The organism is Streptococcus sp. FDAARGOS_520 (assembly GCF_003812685.1).
Taxonomy (GTDB): domain Bacteria; phylum Bacillota; class Bacilli; order Lactobacillales; family Streptococcaceae; genus Streptococcus; species Streptococcus agalactiae.
In genome coordinates, this window is record NZ_CP033810.1 from 688391 (window position 1) to 713969 (window position 25579).

Sequence of the window (25579 nt, forward strand, 5' to 3'; positions counted from 1 at the left end):
GAGAGCTTGACAATGATTGTCAAGCCCTTTTTAGTTAATATACACTACATTTTCTTAAAAAATAGGCGTTTAAAGAAATAAATCATACCAACTGCTAAACTTAAAATAGCATAAACATAGAAAACTGCATTTATTTGTCCTAGTAAATGATCAAAACAAGACAGAAGAATAGCCGCACTAGCTCCACCAATATTACAAAATACTAAAACTAATGTCGTTGCAGAACCAACCAACGAATATTCAACACGGTCTGCTACTAGGCTAAACACAGCAGTGACCATCAGGCTGTAAAGGAAACCTGATGCCATCGCACTAATTGTTAGTACCATTAGATTAGAAGGCAATCCAACTCCAAGCAATGTTAAAGAAAATAAGACGAGGCAGATTGGAATTAATTGTTTATGAAACATAGCTATCAACTGACCAAAACTCATACCTGCTATTATTCCCATAAGCATCATCGCACTAAGAACAAGACTAGCTTGAGCTGGCGTACCCAAACCAAATTCTACTACTAGCAGAGGTATCCTAAGATTAATCCCAGTATTTATAGTTATGACAAATCCTGCTAAAATAGCTAAGGCGACAATATAAGTTAAATCAGCTTTAGGGATTTTTTGACCTTTAGTTTTAATCTTGTCATTTGTATCTTTCACCACTTTCTTAGGCGCAAAAACAAGATATAGAACTAAGATTGGTAAAGCTAAAAAATAAATCATAAATGATTTGGACCAACCAAAAGTCAACAACAGCCCAACTAAAGCTGTCAAACCAGCATTTCCTAAAACTTCAAAGGACCCCCTTAATCCTAAGAGTTTTCTTCTTTCTTTGCCTTGATAATATTCACTAATCACACTAATGGCCCTAGCATTAATAAAACCAATACCACTCCCCAATAAAAGACGCGATACAAATACTAAAAGGTAGTTCTGACTGACAACCGGCAATCCTCCCCCTAATGCTGTTAGCAATAGCCCAAAGATAATCATATGTTTCTCAGAAAGTTTTTTACTTAACCAAGGTGTGATAAGCAAGATGAAGATAATAGCCATCGAAGGAATTGAAAACAATAATTCAACTTGGGGTGATGGTAAGCCCTTATCTCTATAATAAGATATCATTTGTGGTAGGGCTGGTGATGTCGAAAAAGTTGATAGCAAGATAAGTGATAAAGAGAGTAAACTTAGCTTCTCCATAAAGATTTTCAAGTGACAATACCTCTTTCTGATGTCTTTTTTTAGATAAATAAAGTATAATCAATATTAAACTAGAAATATATGACATATGTCCTAAAACTATCTCAAATAGGGAGTCAATACATGGATATAGAAAACTACTGCCAAGACTACTGTTTGGAGACTATCTTTCCAAAACATTATTTCAAGGATTTACAAGTAATCACCCTAACTGCCGGCCAATCCGTCTGTAAACAGGGAGAACAATTAGAATACTTGCACTACATCGTCAAGGGACGTTTTAAAATTGTACGTCGACTCTTTAACGGCAAAGAACATATTTTAGATATTAAAACAAAACCAACACTGATTGGTGATATTGAACTTTTGACTAATAGACAAATTGTATCATCTGTTATTGCCTTAGAGGATCTTACAGTCATTCAATTATCACTTAAAGGACGGAAAGAGAAACTGTTAACAGACGCAACTTTCCTCCTAAAACTTAGTCAAGAGCTAGCTCAGGCTTTTCATGATCAAAACATCAAAGCGTCTACTAATCTAGGGTATACCGTCAAAGAGTTACTTGCAAGTCATATTTTAGCAATTGAAGAACAAGGTTACTTTCAACTTGAGTTAAGTAGTTTAGCTGATTCGTTTGGCGTCAGTTATCGTCATTTATTAAGAGTTATCCACGATATGGTCAAAGAAGGCCTTATCCAAAAAGAAAAACCAAAATACTTTATCAAAAATCGTTTCGCACTAGAATCATTAAATATTCAGCCATGAAGCGTAGCTTTATCATTTAATTATTTTATGCTAAACTAAATCAGAGAATACAGTTAGGAGAAAATATGTCTGCTATTGATAAATTAGTAAAAGCTAGTCATTTAATTGACATGAATGACATTATCCGTGAAGGCAATCCAACCCTTCGCAAAGTGGCTGAAGAAGTCACATTCCCACTTTCTGAGAAAGAAGAAATTCTCGGAGAAAAAATGATGCAATTTTTAAAACACTCTCAAGATCCAATTATGGCTGAGAAGCTAGGCTTACGTGGTGGTGTTGGTTTAGCCGCACCACAATTAGACATCTCAAAACGCATCATTGCCGTCCTTGTTCCAAACGTTGAGGATGCTCAAGGAAATCCACCTAAAGAAGCTTATAGCCTCCAAGAAGTAATGTACAACCCTAAAGTTGTATCGCATTCTGTTCAAGATGCTGCTTTATCTGACGGGGAGGGATGCCTATCAGTAGATCGTGAAGTACCTGGCTATGTCGTCCGCCACGCGCGTGTAACTATTGAATATTTCGACAAAACTGGTGAAAAACATCGACTCAAATTAAAAGGTTACAACTCTATTGTTGTTCAACATGAAATTGACCACATTGATGGTATTATGTTTTACGACCGTATCAATGAGAAAAATCCTTTCGCTGTCAAAGAAGGCTTACTTATTTTAGAATAAGGACAAATAACCTAGAGATAATTTTCTCTAGGTTTTATTTTTTAATAGCAAATAAAATAAGAAATCTTTTTTAAAAAGTCGACTCTTTCCAAAACATCTGGCAATCTACAATCTGTTGGTTATCGACGGAGTCATCTCCTTCAATACGATTAATCAAAATCTGTGCTACTTGTTCACCTTCTTCATAAGCCGGCTGGACAATTGTTGACACTTTAGGAGATGAAAAGTCTGTCCATTCAATATTGTCAAACCCAACTAAACCAACTCGTGGCATATCAAAATTGAGATTCTTCATGGCAGTAAAAACCATTGGTAAAGCCCAACAATTTGGTGCAAATACTAATGTCTCCTCCTTATCTGGAACTACCGCTTTTAGAAAGTCTTCTATATCACTTTTTGAATGATCATCATCTTCAATCACCAAAGTGTCATAACCGAAACCATTGTCCTTTAAAGCATCCATGAATCCCGAAGCTCTCTCAATACGTGTACTAAGCAAGCTCGTATCAGCAGTAATCATAATAAACTTTTTATACCCTCGATTTAGACACTCCTGTGTCATATCATAAACAGCATCATAGTTATTAGCCTTAACCCAACTCGTCTTATGTTCATAAAGTTGACTATCAAAAAATACCATTGGTTTCTTTTTTTCTTTTAAAATACGAGAATACTTTCGAAAATTTGATGTAGGCTGAATAATGAAACCATCAACACCTAAATTTAACATATTTTCAATATAATCTTCTTCACTTTTGGCATCGTAATTACTATTACCCACAATAATTTGATAGCCTTTTTGTTTGGTGATGTGCTCAATTCCTTTTACAATTTGATTTGAAAATGTGTTTGTTATATCTCCAATTAAGACACCTAGTAGTTTTGTTTTTTTAGAATTTAGACTTCTTGCTATCGTACTTGGTCTATAACCTGTTTCATCAATCACCTCTTGAATACGTTGCCTCGTCTCATCCGACATTTTTTCAAATTTTTGATTCAAGAAAAAAGAAACCGTTGTTTTGGAAGTTTTTGATAATTGAGCGATGTCATTAATGGTCATTTTTTTAGACATAACAAACCTCCTTTCTAATTTTACTAATTTTATTTTTTTATGGTTAATATAGTACTAGTATAGCATAATAATAGCCCTCTTAATTTTTTAAACGACTCATTTTGCCATTATTTTTATCATATACAATGACTTTTCCTTTGCATTTTATCCCTTGCATCAAATAGAGTTTATCCCCAAAGATAATATCATCCATAAGCACTCCAATTAAATAATGAAAGTCTTGAGACCTAATATCAAATGCAATGCTATTACTTAGTTCCTTATGACTGTTCGTTTGCACTAAAGGAACATATTTCACCTGACAGTTCCGATCAACTATCAAGGTATAATCCATCACCTCATCAACAAATTTTATTTTCTTAACTAATTTATGACTTTCTGTCAATTGATTATACCGCTTAGAAATAAGGCAATCTTCTAGATTAAAGGTCGTAGGACTTACTAATTTCAAGTCATTAACAAACCCATTTTCATAAATGACCTGATCATCTAAAATATATTGATTTGTTAAGACATGCTCTCCTGGACAACTCACCTTATCAATAACTAAGGTAATGGCCTGCGGTAAAGTTAACAACCATCGCTTATGGTAATAGATATCAGAAGCTCTTTGGACATGTAGTTGTCCTTCGACTAAATGGTACCTATCCTTTGAAGTCAACTGACAATAGTCACATTTTGGATAAGAATTGTATGTCCAAGAGTCCTTGATCATTTCTAAGGGTTGCCCATCAAGGGTACATGTTGAATGACTAGTCGAACGTTTAAAATCATACCTTAGTTGTTCTTCTTTGTAAGTATATCTTCCTGCATCAATGAAAATAGGTTTCTTTTTATCATAGAGACAAACACTATTATTATCACTATGAGTATGAGCGCTACCAAATGGACCGTTCTTAAAAAATATATAACGCCTATCATCACGTAAACACACATGACCAGAATCTGGAAAAAGATAAGCAGACTCTCCTATTGTCGCACGCGGTATTTCTTCAAAAAGATAAATTGATGGCTTCCCAAACAAAAGTAAAGTTTCTAAATTAACATTATCAAAAGAAAATGATTTTGTTTTAGAAGATTTCAACACAAGTGTTGCCAAAGTTAGAATATCACGAGTATCGGTCACATCACTGTCCCCTATAGCTAGTTGACAATAATCCGGACCAGTCATAGCAATTAGATAGGTAACCATTTTTTCAATAGTTTCTTCTAATGGTAGATAATATTTAGGCGCAAGGATAACTAGTTCCATTAAGGACTTCAAGACTTCTACATGATACATAATTGATTGTTCATACTGGCTCCCGTCATCTAAAATTTGAAGCTTGATTTGAAGTAATAATTCTTCTTCAGCAAAACTCTGAATTTCAGGTAGATTTAATTCATCTTCATAATAGTATAAACACGCCAATATTGCTGTTGTTTGTAAAATTCCCCAGTTACTTAGACTATCTTTTTCACGATAATAGTCCCTCATATAAGTTATCTGCTCCCGTAAACTAGTTAATAGTTTAATTTTTTTAGTTTCTGTTATTAATCCAAAATAATCTAAAAAAATCAAAACTTTGAGCCATGACATGCAACGTATCCCAGTGTCAATAGTACGACTTACCGCCCCTTCTGGCTTTAGTGTAAATTGACAATCAATCCAATGGTACATAAAATATTTCATTTGTCTAAGGTAAGACTTATCGCCTTCAACAATGTAGACCACCAGGAATTTAAAAAGATAAGTTTGACGATTTAGCATATACAACCATTCTGGATCATCTGTTACTGGCTTATCCCACTCCAAAGGATCAAGACAATATGCTTTAGAACAAGGTTCCATATCCCAATTATCATTAAATACAAAAGTGTTCCTCATCATCAAATTAACAGAGGCTTTCATTTCTTGATAGGCATTAGATTGGTATGTTTTAATATACTTTTGACAAAATTCCCTATCAAAATCCTTGAATTTATTATATAAGCGATCTTTCATTTTTTTACAAAACGTCCTCGTCCGATATAAAAAGGACTATGTCATTGATATGTCATAATCCTTATTTATCAAAATTTTATTAAGCTAAAATACCTAACCAGCTACCAAGGATACCAATAATAACTGTAAGGATAACTAACTTATAAGTTGTCCATTTTTTATTTTTAATAAGGTAAAACATAAGGAAAGTGTAGAGTGCTGGAAGTAGAGCTGGTGCAATTTTATCAAGCATACCTTGGACAGTAACAATCTTTTGCGTTGTACTAGTTACTTTTTCTGGAGCAAAAGTGTAAGGGATTGTAAGCTTAACTTGTGTTGCAGCTAAACTTGAGATGACCGTTACACCAACGATATTAGCTGCCCGTGAGATAACTGACATTTGTTCACTCAATTTATCAATAAAACTGGTCCCAAGACGATAACCATACATGCCAGTAACTAATTTAATTCCCGTTAAAATAGTATTCATAGCCACAAAGAACAGAATCGGTCCCATCACCAAACCATCTGTCGCTAAAGAGGCTGCAATCGTTGAGAACAAGGGTGCTAAGCAAAATTGTGATAAAGAATCACCGATACCTGCAAGAGGCCCCATAAGCGCCATCTTAATACCGCGAATTTCTTCTTCTGGCCGCTCATTATCAAGCATTGCTAAATGTAAGCTAGTTACAAAAGGTAAGAAATGAGGGTTTGTATTGTAAAACTCCACATTTTCTTCTAGAGCTCCCGCTAAAGCTTTTTTGTCATCTCCATAATATTTTTTGAGAGCTGGATATATGACATTAGTATAACCAAGACCTTGATAGTTACTGTAATTAAAGCCATTTTGTAAATAAAAGGCACGTAAAGCTGTTTTAGTGTAATCACTTTTTGCTAATTTTTTAGATCCAGTCATCTTGGTTGTCTCCTTCTGTCTTAGTTTCTTTAGTAGGTGCAGCTGGTTTTCTGAAAATATCAAGCAAAGCAAATATTGTTGCAATTATAGCTACCCCGATAGTTGGAACCCCAAGCACACTGTTAGTAGCCACTGATGTTAAAACTCCGTCTCCATTTGCTGTTGGAGTTAGAACTGGCAAACCAAAATAAACAGCTAGAACATATCCAAGTAGGATATAAGGAATGAGTTCTTTTTTAGCCATTACAGAGAGAATCATCGCAAAACCAATTGCAGGAAGCATTTTCCCAGCTAAGGTTAGACCATTAAGCAAAACAGGGGGAATGAGAGCAAATAAATCTGTCAAAGTTTGCGTTGAAAGAGCACCCAGTACTCCTAAACCAAATCCCAATCCAGCGAATGCCCAAATTGTACCATTTGCTGCAATTTTAAATCCTCGGAAATTACCTGCTTGCAAAGCTTTTTTAGCTGTTTCAGGCGCCCCTGCAAAAGCAGTATAAGTTGCTGTTTGAAGAAATTGAATACCAACTGCAATTGGGGTTGATAATGCAAGAGCAGCTTCCGGTGTGATTTTTCCTTTAGTTCCAGCTGTTGTAATAGCCATCAAAGTTCCAAAAATCCCAGGACCGATTGGGTTTGGAGGAACTGTCCCTCCCGCTCCCACACCAAATCCCATGTAAGCCAGTTCAGATATTGCTCCAACTGCCAAAGCTGTTTGAATATCTCCTAAAATAACACCAACGCCTAGAGAGAGAACGATACAACGATTTGTATAGAGGCCAAGCAACATGCCACTAAAACAGAAAGCCGTCCACAGTCCAATTAAGACAGCCTGAAGAATACTAATATCCATATTTTTCTCCTTTATATGATAGTAAGTTTGTCCAACTAAATATAATCTAAAATATTAACTTCCACAGCACCATCGTTACCTGTTGGAGTTGTTTTAGTATTAAATGCAATGTGATATTCTTGGTTTAATTTTCTAATTATCTCTTTATCCTTCATCCCTAAGAAGATAGAGCGACTTACCTGCTCTTTACCTTCTCCATTATGAATATTTCCAATATTAATCTCTTTAATTGGGACGCCCCCTGCTACAAGTCTATAGACATCTTTCAAATCTTTAACAATTATAAAAATCGTCTGTGCTGGGTTGGCCTTGTGAATAATATCAATAACTTTTTGAATATCAAAAAATCGCAATGCTATTGATTCTGGCACCACCGTCTTCATTAACGTTTGTTGAAGATGATCTTTGGAGACATCATCATTTGCCACAATAACAGTATTACAACTTAAAAATTTCACCCAAAGTTGTCCTTGTCCATGAATAAGACGCTCATCAACACGTGTCATTACAATATTTGGTCCTGCTGCCATTTCTGACCTCCTCGTTTTCTATTATTTATTGTTTATTTTGTTAGTAAAATACTCTTACCAATAAAGTTCCCAGTCTTTATAGAATCTTATTAAGGCTTCTAAGTAATAATAATCTCCCCAAATATTACCTTCATCTACTCCTTTACCTGAATGCCACGAATACACACCGTGCAATAGAAGAGGACGTCCTGCTATAAGTTCATTATTACTATACTGTTCAATCAGACTACGAAGCATTGTATGCATAGCATATTTGTATGTCTCTTTATCAGGATCTACTTCTGGTAAATATTTAAGCATCTCATGAATTCCACACACAGCCGTTGCTGTTGCGGATGTATCTCTAGGCTGGCCCGAGCCATCCGTAAAAATAAGGTCCCAATAGGATACCTTGTCTTCAGGTAAACGATTTAGAAAATAGTTTGTCATACCTTTAAAAAGGATAATCTGCTGATAATCTTTCATTTTCCGGTAACTAAGCGGAATACCGTAGATGCCCCATGCTTGCCCTCTTGCCCAAGATGACTCATCACTATAACCCTGTCGTGTGACACCTTTTAACGGTTCTCCAGTTTCTGGGTCGAAATAAAAAGTATGAAAAGCAGAAGAATCATCACGCACCACATTGTTAGCTGAAGCGTAGAAGTGATTCACCGCAACTTGTCTATACTTTTCATCACCTGTCTGTTCATAAGCAAAAAATAAGAGTTGGATATTAAGTAAGCAATCGATAATTAAGCGATAGTGTTCCTTATACCCGAGTTCTCCCCAAGCCTGAATAAATCCACCTTTTTCTTGATAGCGCTCCATCAATTTATCTGCAGCTTTTATAGTGGCTTCTAAAGCTTTAACATCACCATTGATACGATATTCTGCTGTACAAGATGGTGTGTAAAGAAATCCTAAGTCGTGGTGATCTAATGCTATACGATTATTAATACGATTTAGAAATGACAATACATTTTTGTGGGCTATGTTTTTTAACTTTTTATCCTGATTATACTCATAAGCTAACCACAAGCACCCTGTCCAAAAACCATTTGTCCATTCTGTGTTATCCATAACTTTATAAATATTATTGAATGTTGCAGGCGTTGGATACTCTTCACCAAAGTAATCAATATTAATATAAAGTTGCTTCAAGGCTTTTTCAATCGCTTCCTCAACTTCAATCTTAGTTAATAATCTACTGTTTAAAAAACGCTTTGGATTTTCAATTGACTCAACCTTGACCGGTTTTATTTTCATCATTATTAAATGCCTCCCTCAAAAGTTGCTTCTGCAGTTTGTGTAGCAAGGCAAGTAGAAAAATCAACAATTCCTTCATGAGATGATGTTATAACTTTATCAACAAGATCATCTACATGTTCAAACATCGTTCTAGATAAAACAGCTTCCATTAACATTGAAAGGTTCAAGCCCGATAAAACTTTTATCTTTTTATCTGTATATTCTACTGATAAGGCGGAAGAAACATTGAAAGGAGTCCCACCTAGCAAATCAGTCAATACTAAAATTTCTTTGAAATCGATAACCTCTCTTTGCAAAGCAACTCTAACATCATTAGAAGACATGCCTGCAATAAAGTTAATACCAACAACATATTCCTGATGCCCAGCAATAAGTTCTAAAGAGCTTAAAATACCATCTGGAAAGTTGCCGTGTGCTACAATAATAATTTTTATCATATTTTCTCCTCTTGAGTTTACCGGTTTACTTTTATAATCAGATTATAGCGCTTTCATTTTTAGGTGTCAACATCTTTTTTATATTTTTTGAGCAGTTTACTTGATTTTTTATAATGATGTCTTTTTTATCTTTAAGAATTATAACCTAGATAAATCTTTGTTATATATATTGCCAAGTTTTATAGAAGAAGAACTCTATAGTTGACAAAACCGGTTTACTTTGTTACTATTCATGTAAACAGGTTTATTTCCTGAATTTTTTACGGAGGTCATATTATGACTGAACAATTCTTAAAAGACAACTTTTCACTAGAAGGTAAAGTCGCCTTAATAACAGGCGCTTCTTACGGCATTGGTTTTTCAATAGCAACTGCTTTTGCTAGAGCTGGAGCAACTATTGTCTTCAATGATATTAAGCAAGAACTCGTTGACAAAGGCATCTCCGCCTATAAAAAACTTGGCATTAAGGCCCATGGCTATGTTTGTGATGTTACAGATGAAGATGGAATCAACGAAATGGTGGACAAAATTTCTCAAGATGTTGGGGTAATTGATATTCTAGTTAACAACGCAGGTATTATAAAACGCACCCCTATGCTAGAGATGAGCGCTGCAGATTTTCGACAAGTTATTGATATTGATTTGAATGCTCCCTTTATCGTATCAAAAGCGGTATTACCTGGAATGATCCAAAAAGGACATGGTAAAATCATCAATATTTGCTCCATGATGAGTGAGCTTGGACGCGAAACAGTTGCTGCCTATGCTGCTGCCAAAGGGGGACTTAAAATGTTAACCAAGAACATCGCTTCTGAATACGGTTCTGCTAACATCCAATGTAACGGTATCGGGCCCGGCTATATTGCCACACCACAAACAGCTCCCCTTCGTGAACGTCAAGATGATGGTTCACGTCATCCATTCGACCAATTTATCATCGCTAAAACACCTGCCGCTCGCTGGGGTGAGGCAGAAGATTTAGGTGCACCAGCTATCTTCCTTGCTAGTGATGCATCAAACTTTATCAATGGTCACATACTCTATGTAGATGGCGGTATTTTAGCTTACATCGGTAAACAACCTCAATAATAAAGGAGTAATATAAATGAAAATTGCATTAATCAACGAAAATAGCCAAGCAAGTAAAAATACTATTATCTACAAAGAATTGAAAGCGGTTTCTGATGAAAAAGGATTTGAAGTTTTCAACTACGGAATGTATGGCAAAGAAGAAGAAAGCCAGCTAACTTATGTACAAAATGGTTTACTGACTGCTATTTTACTTAATAGCGGTGCTGCAGATTTTGTTATTACAGGCTGTGGGACAGGAATTGGAGCGATGCTTGCTTGTAATAGTTTTCCTGGCGTAGTCTGTGGATTCGCTGCTGATCCTGTCGACGCTTACTTATTCTCTCAAGTAAACGGAGGAAATGCTCTTTCCCTTCCTTTTGCTAAAGGATTTGGTTGGGGAGCTGAATTGAATCTGAGGTATTTATTTGAACGTCTTTTCGAAGATGAAAAAGGAGGGGGATACCCTAAAGAGAGGGCTGTACCTGAGCAACGCAATGCACGTATCCTTAGCGAAATAAAACAGATTACTTACAGAGATTTACTCTCTGTTTTAAAAGAAATTGATCAAGATTTCTTAAAGGAAACTATTTCTGGGGAGCATTTCCAAGAATATTTCTTCGCTAATTGCCAAAATCAAAATATAGCAGACTACTTGAAATCTGTCTTAGACTAAAGCGTCTGTTTTAGAAAGGACTTTTATGTCTAAGATTCTTTTTTTCGGTGAACCTCTCATTCGCATCACTCCAAAAGAAAATGACTATTTTGCAGATAGTATCTCAACTAAACTATTCTATGGTGGCTCTGAAGTTAATACCGCAAGAGCTCTACAAGGCTTTGGGCAAGATACTAAACTCCTCTCAGCCTTACCCAATAATCCCATAGGTAATAGTTTTCTTCAATTTTTAAAAGCACAGGGTATTGATACTCATTCTATTCAGTGGGTTGGAGAACGTGTTGGGTTATATTTTTTAGAAGATTCCTTTGCTTGCAGAAAAGGTGAGGTGGTCTACGACCGCGATCATAGTAGTTTACATGACTTTAGGATAAATCAAATTGATTTCGATCAATTATTTGAAGGAGTTTCTCTCTTTCATTTTAGTGGTATTACACTATCATTGGATGAGTCTATCCAAGAGATAACACTGCTTCTTTTAAAAGAAGCTAAAAAAAGAGAGATAACAATCTCCTTAGATCTCAATTTTCGCAGTAAACTAATTTCTCCTAAAAATGCCAAAATCCTTTTTTCTCAGTTCGCTACCTTTGCGGATATTTGTTTTGGTATTGAACCTCTTATGGTTGACTCACAGGACACTACCTTCTTCAATCGCGATGAAGCTACAATAGAGGACGTCAAAGAACGAATGATTTCGCTTATAAATCACTTTGACTTTCAAGTCATTTTCCATACTAAACGTCTACAGGATGAATGGGGACGAAACCACTACCAAGCTTACATAGCAAATCGTAAACAAGAGTTTGTCACTTCAAAAGAAATCACCACAGCTGTAAACCAGAGAATTGGAAGCGGAGATGCTTTTGTGGCGGGAGCGCTATATCAACTACTTCAGCACTCAGACAGCAAGACAGTCATTGATTTCGCTGTCGCTAGTGCATCTTTAAAATGTGCTTTGGAAGGGGACAATATGTTTGAGACCGTTACCGCAGTTAACAAAGTACTAAATCAATCGAAAGACATTATTCGTTAGAAGGGAGAATTATGATAAAATCAAAGATTTTGTTGCAATTAATGCAAGGAAAAATAGTTGCTGTCATTCGTGGAAATAGCCAAGAAGAAGCTTTTCAAGCTGCTCAAGCATGCATAAAAGGTGGTATTTCTGCTATCGAAATCGCCTATACTAATAGCAAAGCTAGCCAAGTCATTGAACAACTAGTCACACAATATACTAACCAAGAACAAGTTGTCGTTGGGGCAGGAACTGTTCTAGACTCAGAAACTGCCCGAATGGCTATTTTAGCAGGAGCAAAGTTTATTGTATCTCCCGCATTTAATCTACAGACTGCTAAACTATGTAATCGTTATGCTATTCCTTATTTACCAGGTTGCATGACCTTATCAGAGGTAACAACAGCACTTGAAGCCGGTTGCGAAATAATTAAAATATTCCCAGGAGGTACTCTAGGAACATCTTTCATCTCATCACTAAAGGCACCTTTACCTCAAGTACAAATTATGGTGACTGGTGGGGTAAATCTCACAAATGCCAAAGACTGGTTTCTATCTGGAGTAACAGCCATTGGTATTGGTGGAGAGTTCAATAAACTAGCAGCTTTGGGGGAATTTGATAAAATCACAGAAATGGCTAAACAATACAAAATACAGCTAAATCTGAATTAACACAATAAAAAGACAAGGCACCCCCACACCTCAATCATGAGACAGAAGAAAAGAACTTTTATAAAGCCATTTTTCTGTAGTACCGTTTATCTTAATCAGACTCATTATCTCGATTTTCTTATCAGACCGAGATAATTTTTAGCTAATCTTCCTGTAGACATAACCGTTCTACTTCCGACAACTGATCCATGTCTTCACCAAAGATATACTACTTGCCCGCAGATTGATATAAGTAGTGAAGCTCATCATTCTCATATCATTTCAGCAAATAATAGATTTGATATCATTTTTATATCCAAAAACTTAGCAATGACCTATCAGGCTTACCCGCTTTTCCTATCTCAACACAGACTAACTTAGCTCCTATCAAATACATTTTTTAAACATAATTAAAAACATTTCTGATTATAGTTTATTAGATTTCAACAGAAGTATTTTTTCTGCGTCTCAGCTTTTGAGTGTACCGTTATTTTGAAGTTTTGATAGTTGAGTGATATCATTAATAGTCGTTTTTTAGACACGCTAAACCTCCTTTCTAATTTGACTGATTTTATTTTTTATAACGACTCGTTTTACTGTTACATCTCTTTATAATCACCTATTTAAATAGACGCATTTAAAATCAAAATTAACCCAAGATTTTTATTGAAAAACATTTTTTAATATGTTATTATTTATTTATTAATAAATTAGGAGATTTTTAAAAAATGAAGAAAAAAGATTAAAATTAACTTGTGTCTTATCATTTGCTGTAGCTTCAACATTATTCAACCTATCTGATTTAAATATATCATATGCTAATCAAAATAATATTCAAGAAACTAATCTAGTTGAAAAAAACAGTGAAGATAAGTTTATTCAAGAGTTAAATAGGTATAAAACAGAGATACCAAATTTCAAAGGTTTTAATGTTTGGATTTTAGGTGATAAAGGCTATTACAAAAACCTTATCAATTTAGAAGAAATTAAAAATATCCAAGCTACATTAAAAAAAGAAAGAAATGAAGAATATGTCTTTGTCAAATTAAATGGGAAAATCGCACATGATACAACCGTATTCTTGATGAATAAAAAACATAAATTACTTAAAAATATAGAGGAATTTAAGACGATAACCCAAAAAAGGCTAACTGAGAGAGGAAAGTTCCCATATGATACCGTTCATTCTACGTTTGAAATTAAGGATGAAAACTTTATCATGGAAAGATTGAAATCATCAGGGTTATCTATGGGTAAACCAGTTGATTATATGGGCGTAAATGGTATCCCTATTTACACTAAAACATTATCTATAGTTAATAAGTTTGCCTTTGAAAATAATTCAAAAGATTCTTCATATTCTTCAAACATTAATATTAGTGAAGATAAAATAAAAGAAAATGACCAAAAAATTCTAGATTTAATAGTTAAATCTGGAGCTAATAATCAAAACTTAACAGATGAAGAAAAAGTAATTGCTTTCACTAAATATATAGGTGAAATAACTAATTATGACAATGAAGCTTACAGAGCTAGAAATGTCGACACAGAATATTACAGAGCTTCAGATTTATTTTCTGTAACAGAAAGAAAACTTGCTATGTGCGTTGGCTATAGTGTAACAGCCGCTAGGGCATTTAATATTATGGGGATACCTAGTTATGTCGTTTCTGGTAAAAGTCCTCAAGGAATATCTCATGCAGCTGTGAGAGCGTATTATAATAGAAGTTGGCATATCATAGATATCACAGCCAGTACATATTGGAAAAATGGTAATTACAAAACAACGTATTCCGATTTTATTAAAGAATACTGTATAGATGGTTATGACGTTTATGATCCCGCAAAAACAAATAATAGATTTAAAGTTAAGTATATGGAATCAAATGAAGCGTTTGAAAATTGGATACATAATAATGGAAGCAAATCTATGTTATTTATTAATGAATCTGCAGCTCTAAAAGATAAAAAACCAAAAGATGATTTTGTACCAGTAACAGAAAAAGAAAAAAACGAGCTGATAGATAAGTATAAAAAATTATTGTCACAGATTCCTGAAAACACACAAAATCCAGGAGAAAAAAACATAAGAGATTATTTGAAAAATGAATATGAAGAAATATTAAAGAAAGATAATTTATTTGAGCATGAACATGCAGAATTTAAAGAAAGTCTAAATTTAAATGAATCATTCTACCTACAATTAAAGAAAGAAGAAATGAAACCGAGTGATAATCTCAAAAAAGAAGAAAAACCAAGAGAAAATTCAGTAAAAGAGAGGGAGACTCCAGCTGAAAACAATGATTTTGTTTCAGTAACAGAAAAAAACAACTTGATTGATAAATATAAAGAATTATTATCAAAAATCCCAGAGAATACACAAAATCCTGGGGAAAAGAATATACGAAATTATCTAGAGAAAGAATATGAAGAACTACTACAAAAAGATAAATTATTCAAGCATGAGTACACAGAGTTTACAAAAAGTCTAAATTTGAATGAAACATTCTATTCACAATTAAAAGAAGGAGAAATGAAACTAAGTGAAAATCCCGAAAAAGGAGAAACGAACACGAATTAACCTTTCAAATATCTACATCAAATAACAGAAGTCTCTGTATCAAGCGAATTGTAGCTTTTTTGAATATACTAAAAACACTCCTACCTCTATTTTACTAGAAGTAGGAGTGTTTTTTCATTTTAGTTCATAGATGCAGTGTCATTGCTATCCTTGCCTTTTTTTGTACAGTATTATCCGATGACTTTAAAGCGGTCATCATCATTCATGAATTCTTTTTCTCCTGTTTCAGCTTCGATTGAACCAAAATTTAGTTGTCCACGAAGTTTCCAACTAGCTGGAACACCATAAACAGCTTGTACTGATGCATCAATAACTGGATTGTAATGTTGTAAATTACCACCAAGTCCAAGTTCTGCAGAAAGGGCTGTCCAAGTATTTACTGAGGCAATACCTGTTGATTGCTCAGACCAAACTGGAAAGTTATCCGCATAAAGAACGAATTGTTCTTGAAGAGATTTGACAACATCTTGATCTTCAAAGAAGAGTACTGTTCCCTTTGAAGCTCCAAAACTAGCTAATTTTTCCTTAGTTCCAGCAATAGCTGTCTCTGGAGCACCTTGTACTTTCATTGTTTCTACCAAATCATTAGCAACCAATTCATCCCAGAACTTAGTAACTTCATCATTCAATAAAATGACAACACGGGAAGTTTGACTATTAAAAGCAGATGGGGATTGGCGAACTGCCTCTTTAATAATCTCTACTATTTTCTCATCAGAAACTTCTGTATTGCGACCAAGAGCGTAAATAGAGCGACGGTTTTTTAATTCTTCCAAAAATGACATATTTTTTCTCCTTGTTCTTCAATCTCAGATATCTTACTACATTTGTTCTAGTGACATATGAATTAGATTAAAGTTATTTATTACTATGTAGTAATTATATTACCACTATATCATAAAGTCAAAGAATGTGACTCACAAGGTTTTAAATTTTTTTAAAAGGTTAATCAAGTCTTCTTGCTCTGTTTCTGTTAAGACTGAAAAAGCATCTTCTACACGTTTAATATGCTCTGGTAGAGCTTTTTTTATCACTTCTTCTCCTTCAGTTGTTAAACTCACCAAAAAGGCTCTCTTATCATTCGGACAAGAATGGCGTAATACCCATCCCTTTTTTTCCATATTTTTAATAACAACAGTCATATTACCTGATGTAGCAAGCATATTTTCAATCAATTCTCCAATTTTCATTGTGCCTTTAGCATAGAGAACATCCAAAACTGCAAACTGAGTTGGTGTTAATTCAAATTCTTTAAATGATTCTGAGACTTTTCCGTCTATTGTTCTAAATGCTTTTCGCATGACAACCATAGATTTAACCGCTGAATTTTTAAAGTTTCCCATTTCATCTCCCAAACGTATTTTTTCTTATTTTATCACTAATTAGTTATTTCAAGCAAGAATATCATCTTTGCCCTATCAAAAGCAGCTGGCAAATAATAAGGTTGAGTAGTTACTCAACCTTATTACTTAGAAGAAATCATCAAAAAGACTCAACTGATTGTCTTCTGGTAAATTTCCCAAAATACCCATCTCATCAAATTTTTCAACTAAGGTACTTGAGACTCCTCCTCGTTTACGAAGCTCTGTTTTTGATAAAAATTCACCATCTTCACGTGCCCGAACTATCTGTTTTGCAACGTTTTCTCCCAAGCCTTCCATAGCAACAAATGGAGGGATTAGCGTATCCTCTTCAATAATAAAGTCAGTCGCATGGCTACGATAAAGATCTAATTTCCCAAATTTAAAGCCACGCTCAAGCATTTCATTAACCAACTCTAATGTCGTAAAAAGATCATTTTCGACATTCGTCGCCTCATTACGCTGACGCTTCTCAGTGATATCCTTCATGCGCGCCTTAACGGCATCAAGTCCAGCACTCATTGTGCGTAATTCAAAAGCTTTGGCGCGAATAGAAAAATAAGCACAATAATAAAATATTGGATAATGTACTTTAAAGTACGCCACACGTAATGCCATTAAAACATAGGCTGCTGCATGGGCTTTAGGGAACATATACTTGATTTTTCCACACGATTCAATATACCAATCCGGGACATTATTATCACGCATTGCTTGGATATAACCATTACGCTCATCTTCTGAAATTTTCAACCATAACCCCTTACGCACGCGCTCCATGATTGTAAAGGCCATCTTTGGTTGTAGGCCAGCGTGCATTAAATAAACCATGATGTCATCACGACAACCAATAACAGTTGATAAGGTAGCAATACCTTCCTTGATTAAGTCTTGAGCATTACCTAACCAAACATCCGTACCATGTGATAGCCCTGACAGTTGCAACAATTCTGCAAATGTGGTTGGATGGGTTTCGTTCACCATACCACGAACAAAGTTCGTACCAAACTCTGGAATACCAAGCATTCCTGTAGGAGTTCCAATTTGCTCTTCTGTCACTCCTAAAACTTCCGTACCAGAAAATAACTTCATAACGTCTGGATCATCTGGAAGGATATTTGATGGATCAATTCCTGATAAATCCTGAAGTTTACGAATCATAGTAGGATCATCATGTCCTAGAATATCTAACTTCAAGACATTCTCATCAATATCATGGAAATTGAAGTGAGTTGTCTGCCAAGCAGCTGTCATATCATCTGCTGGATATTGAACCGGAGTAAAATCATAAACATCCATATAGTTAGGAATAACAACAATACCACCGGGGTGTTGACCTGTAGAACGTTTAACTCCCGCAGCACCAGTCGCTAACCGTTCGACCTCTGCATCGTTATAAAATTTATTGTAATCTCGTTCGTAACCTTTGACAAAACCAAAGGCAGTTTTTTCAGCTACGGTACCTACCGTTCCTGCACGAAAAGCATATTCTTCTCCAAAGATATCACGAACGTCTAAGTGAGCAGAAGGTTGATCATCTCCAGAGAAATTCAGATCAATATCAGGAACCTTATCTCCATCAAATCCTAAGAAAGTTTCAAACGGAATATCCTGTCCATCTTTCTTGTACAAAGTACCACATTTAGGACAATTTTTATTTGGTAAATCATAGCCTGAACCACAAGAACCATCTGTGATAAATTCAGAATGCTGACAATTTGGGCAAACATAATGAGGTGGCATTGGATTAACTTCAGTAATTCCTATCATGGTCGCTACAAAACTCGACCCAACAGACCCACGTGATCCTACTAGATAACCACGTTCATTAGAACGTTGCACCAACATTTGCGAAGCAAGATAGATAACGGCAAATCCATTACCAAGTATAGATGCTAACTCTTTTTCGATACGTAAATCAATAATATCAGGAAGAGGATTACCATATATTTCGAATGCTTTAGCATAAGTTAATTCAGCAACTCGTTCTTCAGCACGATCAACAAACGGAGTATAGAGATCCCCTTTTACAACTTCAACGTCTTCAAATCGATCTGCAAAAGTATTCGTATTGGTTACAACGATCTCATAGGCTAAATCTTTACCAAGAAAGGCAAATTCATCTAACATCTCATTTGTTGTGCGGAAATGTGCTTTTGGCAAAGGCGCTGGCTGAGCATCCTCCCCACGACCTATAGTCCTATTAATCATGGCACCTTGTCCAAGACTACGAACAATAATCTCACGGTAAATCTCATCTTCAGGCTCAATATAATGAACATTTCCCGTAGCTAAAACAGGCTTATCTAAACGCCGACCGACCTCTATTAGGTCTCTAATAATTTGTTGAATCCCCACCTCATCTTTAATTAAATCACGTACTACCAAGGGGCGATAAATAGCAGGTGGCATGACTTCAATAAAATCATAATATTTAGCTAGGGTCACTGCTGCATCAATTCCATTTGATAACAAGGCATCAAAAACTTCTCCATCAGAACAGGCAGTACCTAGCAAGAGACCTTCTCTGTGAGCATCTAAAACTGACCTAGGAATTCTTGCCACCCCTTCAAAATATTTAACATTTGAAAGGCTAACTAACTTAAATATATTTTTAAGTCCAACCTGATTTTGGACATAAATGGTTGCATGCTTTATGCGTGCCTTTTTGTAAGAGTCTTCAGCTACCAATTTAGTATTGAGCTCCATCAAATTAGTCACATCACGATTTTCCCGCGCCTCTTTTAAGAAAATAAAGAGTAAGCGACCCGTTGCTTCAGCATCGTAGTTGGCCATATGATGATGTTCCAAAGCAACTTGGAAACGTTTGGTTAGAGGCCCCAAACCATGACGCTTATATTCAGGATAAAGATTTCTTGCAAATTCTAAGGTATCAATGACCGGCTGTGTGATCAAAGGCAGATTATGACGTTCATAATTCGCATTCATAAAACCAACGTCAAAGGTTGCATTATGCGCAACTAAAACCGTACCTTGACAAAAATTCTGAAATTCCTGAAGGACTTGTAAAATAGGTTTTGAACCTCTGACATGATTATCCGTAATACCTGTCAATTCAGTTGTAAAGGCAGAAAGAGGATGACCTGGGTCAATAAACTCATCAAATTGCTCAATAATATTACCCTTGAACATTTTTGATGCTGCAATCTGAATTAGGTCATTATTAGCTGCAGAAAGACCTGTAGTTTCCACATCAAATACAACATAAGTTGCTTCGTGCAAATTCATATCAACTTCGTTGTAGGAAATAGGCACTTTATCTTCAACAATATTTGCCTCTAATCCAAAAATTGCTTTTATACCTGCTTTTTTTGCTCTGTGGTAGCCATGCGGAAAACTTTGAACATTGGCATGGTCAGTAATTGCAATAGCTGGGTGTCCCCACTTAGCTGCAGTATCAATGAGGCTCTCGACAGTTGGTAAAGCATCCATCGTTGACATATTGGTATGAGCATGAAATTCCACACGTTTTTGATCTGCTGGCATTAAGTCTTTACGTTCATGATGCACAATCTCTTTGATATCTTGAACATTCATTGTCAAAGATTTAGTAAAGTTATTGTTCTCAATATTCCCTCTGACTCGCAACCACGAACCTTTAGAAATCATATCGTACTTCTTCAATTCTTCATCATCTTTAGCCCACTTTTGCATAGCAAAACTTGAGGTATAATCAGTCATCTTAAAATTAATGATATGACGTCCAGTGCGGGTTGTTTTTCGTTCAACACTAAAAACCATTCCTTCAAAAACGATACGATTTTCTTCTGTTGTCACCTCAATCATGGGTGTAATCTCTGCTTTTTCAAAGCCAGCTTGACGTTGTTTGATACGCTCTTTGAAATCATAATTTTGAGTTGGGGTCACTTCTTCTGATGGAGGCGCTGAATCTTCTAGTGATTTTTGTGCTTCCAAGGCTTGCATAGCTTCTTGGTTAGCTTTTTCAAGCAATTGCTCGCGATTAGTTTCAAATGATGATTTTAAGTCTTGCGTCATTTGTTCATCAGAAACCATATCAATAGCAAGTTTACCAAATCCAAACAATGAAAACTGTTGTTCCAAACGCGGCAAATGATTCTGACGAAAATGATTATTATTGACAAATTGAGGTGCTGAAATAATCATCTGACTGCCATTGTAATGAACTTTTAATTGTGAAAAAGAACTCTTAAAACTTGCACTATTACACAAGGGTTCACAAAAAGCTTGTTGATAATAATCCTGTAGCAGATCATCAGAAAAATCAATAGTTTCTGCTCTTATATCAAAAGTAGCCTTTATATCTGCTTTTTCAAAACTATTCACTAAACGAGTTTGTAATTCACGATACACCTCAATTGGCAATAATTCTGGAAATGAAAAATGAAATTCCCATAAGCGTGATAGAGAATGAACCTTTACCTCGATAATATCAGCAGACGAAAAAACACTTGAATTCTTAATTTCAAGCGGCATTTCAATCTGATCCATAAGTTTCTTGAACAATTCTGACATAGTTTTCTCCTGAATATCTTACTTCCATTTTATCACATATCTGTAAATATTTCGAGATAACAAAAGGAGGCTGTTAAAAAAGGAATTTATTAGCCTTCTTAACAACACTCTCTTAACTGAAACTATTTATCATAAGCATCTAGACTGTAGGTTTCAATAATTTGGTTTAATTTACTAGCATAAGCAGTATCTGTCGCATAAAGACCTGTTAGAGCTGCAGTAGCATCCTTATAAGAAGAGGTATTTGATTTCCAAACAGATGCATACTTTTGACTAGATACTAACTCAGCATAATCATATAGTGAAGCAGAATAATTTGGATAGGCGCGAAAAGGAGCTTGGATTTGAGTCATATTGCCTTTCCCATCATCTTCTAAAGTAGGCATTTGGACAGATTTACCTTTATATTCTCCTTTGATGCCAAAGAGGTTATAATTAGGAGCCTTAGACAAATCTGATTGTCCACTGGATGATTCCAAAATAGCTTGTGCTAATAAGACTGACGCATACAAATCATAGGTCTTAGAAATTTCAATAGCTGTTGGAGAAATCGTTTGAATAAAAGTCGTCGTTTGATCCGATGCACTAGTGACTGTCGGTTCGACATTATCATTTTTATAATTATAAAACCAAACCCCACCCAAACCAAAAACCAATAGTGTTGTTGTTAACCTCAATACCAATTTATCTTTTTTTCGACTTTTCATGATGGCTCCTTTCTAAAATATCATTTCATTATAACAAAAGGCAGTTGCTTTTTACCAATAAGAACCATACTAAATTTCACTCCATATAAAAAAGTTAGCACATCAGACTAACTTTTTTATCGGCTTATTTTTTTGTTAGAATCTCTAAAGTTTCAATTAAGTTATCAGCGTGAACCTCAATCGTATCACCACTTGCTTTAATTTTCACTTCAACGATACCTTCAGAAGCTTTCTTCCCAACAGTTACTCGAATTGGAAGTCCAATTAAGTCACTGTCTGAGAATTTAGAACCAACACGTTCATTACGATCGTCTGTCAGGACTTCATAACCTTTAAGCATCAAATCAGCTTCAATTTTCTCAGTAAGGTCTTGTGACTCTTGATCTTTGACATTGACAGTAATCAAATGTACATCAAATGGGGCTAATTCTTCTGGGAAATTAATCCCCCAAGCAAAGCGATAAGCTCCTTTTGGTGTCTTATTCACAAAAAGTCGGGCATGTTGTTCAATGACAGCTGAGAGAATACGACTAACACCAATACCATAACACCCCATAACAATAGGATTTGAGCGGCCATTTTCATCAAGGATGTTCGCTCCCATACTATCTGAATAACGGGTACCTAGTTTAAAGATATGTCCAATTTCAATACCACGAGCAAATTTCAGAGTACCTTTACCGTCTGGAGAAATCTCCCCTTCTTTTACTTCACGAATATCAACGTATTCAGCTGTGAAATCACGTTCTGGATTAACTCCAGTAAAATGATAACCATCTTGGTTAGCACCAGACACAGCATTAGCAAGGTCTTGAACTTTACGATCAGCAATAATTTTAACAGAGTCAGGTAGGTTAACTGGCCCAAGAGAACCAAAACCTGCACCAAAAATCTCTTTTGCTTGCTCTTCACTTGCAGGCTCTAAGAAATCAGCCGCTAAATAATTTTTTAACTTCACATCATTGACTTGATCGTTACCAACTAGTAAAGCAACCACGGGCTGTTCATCAGCAATAAACAATAGTGTCTTGATAGTTTGATTTTCATCAATTGATAAAAATCCAGCTACCTCATCAATTGATTTGCAGTTAGGAGTTTCTACTTTTGTTACTTCTTCAAAGGTAGCAGCCTTAGTAGATGGTTTGTACTCATTCGTTGCCATCTCAAGGTTAGCAGCATAGCTTGATTCAGTAGAGTATGCAATAGTGTCCTCACCAGAAACTAGCCAAGCCGAGAGTTCTACCTTAATTTCTTCTAAAACATCCTCTGGAATATCATCAATAGAAGGAATAGTTTTATCAAGGACTAACCAACGATTTAAATCTGTACGATTGGGAGTTACTGCCATAAATTCTTGGCTATCTTTACCTCCCATAGCACCTCCGTCACCTATAATGCCTTTAAAGTCAAGTCCAGCACGTGTGAAGATGGCTTCATATGCTTTACGGTAATCTTCGTAAGTGACATCAAGGTCTTCATAATCTTTGTGGAAGCTGTATCCATCTTTCATGATAAATTCACGTGTTCGAAGAAGTCCATTACGAGGACGCTTCTCATCACGATATTTAGACTGAATTTGATAAAGGTTTAGTGGTAATTGCTTATAAGATTTTACTGCATCACGAACAAGAGTTGTGAAAGTCTCTTCATGAGTTGGTCCTAAGATAAAATCCGATTGATCACGATTCTTTAATTTATAAAGGTCTTCACCATATGTTTCGTAGCGCCCAGATTCACGCCATAAATCTGCTGTAAGAAGAGCTGGAGCTAACATTTCAACTGCACCAATCTTCTCAAATTCTTGACGCATAATTGTTTTAAATTTTTCAATAGTACGGTTAGCTAGAGGCAAATAAGCATAGATTCCAGCCGAAACTTGGCGGACATATCCTGCACGAACCATAAGAGCATGGCTGATAACCTGAGCATCACTTGGCATTTCGCGAAGTGTTGGAATAAGCATTTTACTTTGTTTCATTACAATAAGATACGACTAATCAAAGTTGATTCTTTTTCAATTGAGAATTGCAATTGAAAAATTCGTATTTCCTTTCACGTTTTATTATCTTTTAGAAGAAAGCTCGCATGATATCGTTCCAGGTCACAGCAATCATTAATACTAACATAACTGCTACCCCAGCGAGCGTAATATAAGTTTCTGTTTCTTGTTTAAGTGGTTTGCGACGAATGGCTTCTAAAATATTCATCACTATCTTACCCCCGTCAAGGGCTGGTATAGGGATGAGATTCATAATACCTAAGTTGATAGAGATTAATCCCATTAAGTTGAGAACTGTGACGAAACCATTTTTAGCAGCTTGGCTACTAGCCTGATAGAGAGCTACTGGACCTCCCAATTTATTAATACTAAAATGAGCAATAAGTTTCTTTAATTCATTTAAAATTCTAAAGAAACTTTCCCATGCTAGTTTTAATCCACCTAAAAGTTTGTCTTTAAAGCTTGTCTTTAAAGCTGGCATAATGCCGATGATGTAGGATTTATCAACTTTCTGTGGCTTAACGTTGATCGTTTTCACCACCTCTTTGCTCTTAATCTTAAGGGCAAGTTTTTGGTTTTTTTCTAAATGCCTAGTTGACTTTTCTACTGCTGCTGTCAACTGTTCCCAGTTAGAAACTTTGTGCGACCCTATTTGTAAAATACGATCATTATTTTTTAAACCTGCACTAGCGGCAGGACCATTTTCTGATACACGGACCTGATTGGTTGATAAGTCTTGAACACCTCCTTGAATAAAAGCAAGTGCAATAAAGACTACAAGACCTAAAATAAAATTATTCATCGGACCTGCAAAATTGGTAATTAAGCGCCCCCATACAGAAGCATTCTGATACTGCATATCTAAGGGAGCAATACGAATTTCAGTACCATCCTCCTCAATGATAGTAGCATCGTGATCAACACTATAGGTTTTTGTCTCACTTAAGACCAATCCTGTGATAGTTAGTTTATCTTCTAAATCATAAGCTGTTACATTGATTGGTAAAGAAGTATTGTCTAATTGTTTTCCTGATAAATTAATACGAGTTACAATGCCTTCTTTATTTAAAGTAAGGCTAGCCGGCGTCCCTGTCTTAATTTCAGTCTTATCATCACCCCAACCAGCCATACGGACATAACCACCTAGCGGTAATATACGAATAGTATAGGTTGTTCCTTCTTTATCAATGTGAGAAAAGATTTTTGGACCCATACCAATAGCAAATTCACGAACAAGAATTCCTGATTTCTTTGCAAAATAGAAATGCCCAAATTCGTGAACAACTACAATGACACCAAAAATAATAATAAAGGTTAAAATTCCTAGCATTCAATTCCTCTCTA

Annotated in this window: 21 protein-coding genes; 7 read left to right on the forward strand and 14 right to left on the reverse strand. The window is 35.4% G+C overall.

The window, feature by feature from the left end; genetic code table 11:
- Positions 1 to 44: 44 nt before the first annotated feature.
- Complete coding sequence (locus tag EGX96_RS03565; protein ID WP_000689135.1) at positions 45 to 1208, reverse strand: MFS transporter; 1164 nt, start codon at positions 1206 to 1208, stop codon at positions 45 to 47.
- 111 nt (positions 1209 to 1319) lie between these two features.
- Here EGX96_RS03565 and EGX96_RS03575 point away from each other — a divergent pair, with 111 nt between their 5' ends.
- On the forward strand, positions 1320 to 1964 hold the full coding sequence (locus EGX96_RS03575) for a cyclic nucleotide-binding domain-containing protein (RefSeq protein WP_000350703.1): 645 nt from the start codon (positions 1320 to 1322) through the stop codon (positions 1962 to 1964).
- Positions 1965 to 2029: 65 nt separating this feature from the next.
- Positions 2030 to 2644, forward strand: a complete 615-nt coding sequence (gene def, locus EGX96_RS03580) for a peptide deformylase (protein ID WP_001272875.1) — start codon at positions 2030 to 2032, stop codon at positions 2642 to 2644.
- Positions 2645 to 2714: 70 nt separating this feature from the next.
- Here def and EGX96_RS03585 read toward each other — a convergent pair whose 3' ends face one another.
- The 7 genes from EGX96_RS03585 to EGX96_RS03615 form a co-directional block, all read right to left on the reverse strand.
- Positions 2715 to 3716 carry a LacI family DNA-binding transcriptional regulator gene (locus EGX96_RS03585; protein WP_000038817.1) on the reverse strand — a complete coding sequence of 334 codons (1002 nt, stop codon included), beginning with the start codon at positions 3714 to 3716 and terminating at the stop codon, positions 2715 to 2717.
- 79 nt (positions 3717 to 3795) lie between these two features.
- Positions 3796 to 5700, reverse strand: coding sequence for a heparinase II/III domain-containing protein (locus EGX96_RS03590; RefSeq protein WP_000654954.1), 1905 nt, complete (start codon positions 5698 to 5700; stop codon positions 3796 to 3798).
- 79 nt (positions 5701 to 5779) lie between these two features.
- Complete coding sequence (locus EGX96_RS03595) at positions 5780 to 6595, reverse strand: PTS system mannose/fructose/sorbose family transporter subunit IID (protein WP_000147949.1); 816 nt, start codon at positions 6593 to 6595, stop codon at positions 5780 to 5782.
- The gene (locus EGX96_RS03600; RefSeq protein ID WP_000355267.1) at positions 6582 to 7448 is read right to left on the reverse strand and encodes a PTS mannose/fructose/sorbose/N-acetylgalactosamine transporter subunit IIC; all 867 of its coding nucleotides are present in this window, start codon (positions 7446 to 7448) and stop codon (positions 6582 to 6584) included. Before EGX96_RS03600 ends, EGX96_RS03595 begins: the two co-directional genes overlap by 14 nt.
- Before the next feature lie 35 nt (positions 7449 to 7483).
- Positions 7484 to 7978 carry a PTS sugar transporter subunit IIB gene (locus EGX96_RS03605; RefSeq protein WP_000718802.1) on the reverse strand — a complete coding sequence of 165 codons (495 nt, stop codon included), beginning with the start codon at positions 7976 to 7978 and terminating at the stop codon, positions 7484 to 7486.
- Positions 7979 to 8032: 54 nt separating this feature from the next.
- Entirely contained in the window at positions 8033 to 9229 is a 1197-nt protein-coding gene (locus EGX96_RS03610; RefSeq protein WP_000975716.1) for a glycoside hydrolase family 88 protein, read from the reverse strand.
- Positions 9230 to 9231: 2 nt separating this feature from the next.
- On the reverse strand, positions 9232 to 9666 hold the full coding sequence (locus tag EGX96_RS03615; RefSeq protein ID WP_000590444.1) for a PTS sugar transporter subunit IIA: 435 nt from the start codon (positions 9664 to 9666) through the stop codon (positions 9232 to 9234).
- A 276-nt stretch (positions 9667 to 9942) separates the two neighbouring features.
- Between EGX96_RS03615 and dhuD the strand changes: the two genes are divergently transcribed.
- The 5 genes from dhuD to EGX96_RS03650 all read left to right on the forward strand — a co-directional run bounded on the left by dhuD (position 9943) and on the right by EGX96_RS03650 (position 15653).
- Entirely contained in the window at positions 9943 to 10755 is an 813-nt protein-coding gene (gene dhuD / locus EGX96_RS03625; protein ID WP_000139169.1) for a monomeric 2-dehydro-3-deoxy-D-gluconate 5-dehydrogenase DhuD, read from the forward strand.
- Positions 10756 to 10771: 16 nt separating this feature from the next.
- The gene (gene dhuI / locus EGX96_RS03630; RefSeq protein ID WP_000684791.1) at positions 10772 to 11410 is read left to right on the forward strand and encodes a 5-dehydro-4-deoxy-D-glucuronate isomerase DhuI; all 639 of its coding nucleotides are present in this window, start codon (positions 10772 to 10774) and stop codon (positions 11408 to 11410) included.
- Between the two features lie 25 nt (positions 11411 to 11435).
- A complete protein-coding gene (locus tag EGX96_RS03635) occupies positions 11436 to 12443 on the forward strand; it encodes a sugar kinase (protein ID WP_000034943.1) in 1008 nt (335 codons plus the stop codon).
- 11 nt (positions 12444 to 12454) lie between these two features.
- Positions 12455 to 13093, forward strand: a complete 639-nt coding sequence (locus EGX96_RS03640; RefSeq protein ID WP_000597408.1) for a bifunctional 4-hydroxy-2-oxoglutarate aldolase/2-dehydro-3-deoxy-phosphogluconate aldolase — start codon at positions 12455 to 12457, stop codon at positions 13091 to 13093.
- A gap of 1198 nt (positions 13094 to 14291) precedes the next feature.
- A complete protein-coding gene (locus tag EGX96_RS03650; RefSeq protein ID WP_000440334.1) occupies positions 14292 to 15653 on the forward strand; it encodes a hypothetical protein in 1362 nt (453 codons plus the stop codon).
- Positions 15654 to 15823: 170 nt separating this feature from the next.
- On the opposite strand, the gene EGX96_RS03655 is transcribed toward EGX96_RS03650, so the two are convergent.
- From EGX96_RS03655 to rseP, 6 genes are all read right to left on the reverse strand, one after another.
- On the reverse strand, positions 15824 to 16438 hold the full coding sequence (locus EGX96_RS03655; RefSeq protein WP_000008878.1) for a nitroreductase family protein: 615 nt from the start codon (positions 16436 to 16438) through the stop codon (positions 15824 to 15826).
- Positions 16439 to 16570: 132 nt separating this feature from the next.
- Positions 16571 to 16996, reverse strand: coding sequence for a MarR family winged helix-turn-helix transcriptional regulator (locus EGX96_RS03660; RefSeq protein ID WP_000526288.1), 426 nt, complete (start codon positions 16994 to 16996; stop codon positions 16571 to 16573).
- Between the two features lie 126 nt (positions 16997 to 17122).
- Positions 17123 to 21529: a DNA polymerase III subunit alpha gene (locus EGX96_RS03665; RefSeq protein ID WP_001292137.1), complete on the reverse strand. Its 4407-nt coding sequence runs from the start codon at positions 21527 to 21529 to the stop codon at positions 17123 to 17125.
- Positions 21530 to 21651: 122 nt separating this feature from the next.
- Positions 21652 to 22236 carry a glycoside hydrolase family 73 protein gene (locus EGX96_RS03670; protein ID WP_000842268.1) on the reverse strand — a complete coding sequence of 195 codons (585 nt, stop codon included), beginning with the start codon at positions 22234 to 22236 and terminating at the stop codon, positions 21652 to 21654.
- A gap of 124 nt (positions 22237 to 22360) precedes the next feature.
- Positions 22361 to 24214, reverse strand: a complete 1854-nt coding sequence (locus EGX96_RS03675) for a proline--tRNA ligase (RefSeq protein ID WP_000814045.1) — start codon at positions 24212 to 24214, stop codon at positions 22361 to 22363.
- A 91-nt stretch (positions 24215 to 24305) separates the two neighbouring features.
- Positions 24306 to 25565 (reverse strand): RIP metalloprotease RseP, encoded by a 1260-nt coding sequence (gene rseP, locus EGX96_RS03680; RefSeq protein WP_123957819.1) that lies wholly within the window; start codon positions 25563 to 25565, stop codon positions 24306 to 24308.
- Positions 25566 to 25579 lie beyond the last annotated feature (14 nt).